The 1,680-nt window shown below is 36.2% G+C and carries 2 protein-coding genes; both read left to right on the forward strand.

The window, feature by feature from the left end; genetic code table 11:
• Positions 1-161 precede the first annotated feature (161 nt).
• Positions 162-296: a hypothetical protein gene (locus ABFX15_RS10160; RefSeq protein WP_346025303.1), complete on the forward strand. Its 135-nt coding sequence runs from the start codon at positions 162-164 to the stop codon at positions 294-296.
• A 185-nt stretch (positions 297-481) separates the two neighbouring features.
• On the forward strand, positions 482-1,468 hold the full coding sequence (locus ABFX15_RS10165) for a LacI family DNA-binding transcriptional regulator (protein ID WP_091269067.1): 987 nt from the start codon (positions 482-484) through the stop codon (positions 1,466-1,468).
• Positions 1,469-1,680: the final 212 nt, after the last annotated feature.

Raw genomic sequence — 1,680 nt, forward strand, 5'->3', positions numbered from 1 at the left:
GTAGGCAAAAACCAAAAGTCAAGTAATAAGCATAAAAATGTGAAAAAATTTAAAAAAAGAAAATAAGTGGAGGGAAAACTCAAAAGAGAAAACCCTAAATCCACTTATATAGAGCATCTATAGTTTCCTAGGTGTCTCTATACTTTAGAGGAGTGGAAATGATGGAACGTGTAGCTAAGTTAATTAAATTCCCTGTTGACCTTGTAAAAGAAATTGAAACATACCAAAAGGAACATTACATCTCAAGTTTTGCAGGGGCGGTTTATGAGTTGATTCGCAAAGGGTTGAGTAAGTAATGGAATATACTTCAGAAAACCATAGCAAACATTTAAACACAGGGTAGCTAGTGCAAAAATAGGATAATTGAGATTGCAGAAGTCCTCCCTTATCCTAGGTGCTTGCAACCCCTAACCTAAAGGTATAGAGGTTTTATGCACCCAACTATAAGTAATTGAAAGGATAATGAAGGTGGTAATAAAAAGTGAAAGTAACAATTTCAGATATTGCAAAAATGGCAGGAGTAGCCAAAAGTACTGTGTCACGTTATTTAAATGGCGGTTATGTAAGTGAAACAACGAAACTGAAACTAGATAAAATCATTGCGGATACAAAATATGAACCGAATAGTTTTGCCCAAAGTTTAAAGGCGAAAAAAACAAATTTAATAGGAGCCATTATTCCCAGGTTCGATTCCTATGCGACCTCACGAATGTTGATTGGCATAGATGAAAGTTTGAAAGAATTAGGTTATCAAATATTAGTTGCCAATACTAGCCAAAAGCTAGAAAGAGAAATAGAAAATATTTATAGTCTGGCCAATCAAAAAGCTGCTGGTATTATCTTGCTTGCGAAACAAATCACCAAGGAGCATATTGAGGCAGCGAAGGCAGTGGATCTCCCAATTTTAATTGCAGGGCAAGAAGATGAAGAATTTCATTCCCTTGTCTATGGGGATGCTCAATCTGGATATGATATTGGAAAGTATGTGGCAAAGTGTGGTCATACAAACATTTGTTACATTGGGGTAACGGAAGAAGATGTGGCTGTTGGTGTAAAGAGAAAAGAAGGATTTAGAAAAGCGATTGAAGAAGAGGGAATCGAAAATGTTTCCTATTACGAGAGTAGTTTCTCGATTGAAGGCGCTTATACAGTAGCTACATCTATTATCAAAGAAAATCCAGCGACAGTTTATGTATGCGCAACAGATAATATTGCATTAGGGACCATGAAAGCTATTCATCATCATGGACTCAAAATCCCTGAAGATATTTCGGTGACTGGATTTGGTGACTATGATGTGGCCGATATTATCGACCCTAGCTTAACGACAATACACTACCCATATAAAACAGCAGGAGGTACCGCTGCCAACAAAATAGTTCGTATGATTCAAGGGGAAGATGTAGAAAGACTTACGACCATTCCATGTTATTTGGTTGAAAGAAAAAGTGTACGTAGGAGAAAATAGTAATAAAAACCATAACTACCCGGAGAAACCTGATTGGTTCAAATAATTATCTTCGGAGAAACGCTCTCTGATAAAAGAGTCACTTTATTAACGACCTATTTTTTCGTTTTTAACGATGTTATACTGACTTAAAGGGGTAACTCCCAATAATCTATGAAAAATTATGTTTCCCAAATTTCTCGTTGCTCGTATGATGATTTCTGTCGATGAAG

Source organism: Alkalibacterium indicireducens (assembly GCF_039522005.1).
GTDB lineage: Bacteria > Bacillota > Bacilli > Lactobacillales > Carnobacteriaceae_A > Alkalibacterium > Alkalibacterium indicireducens.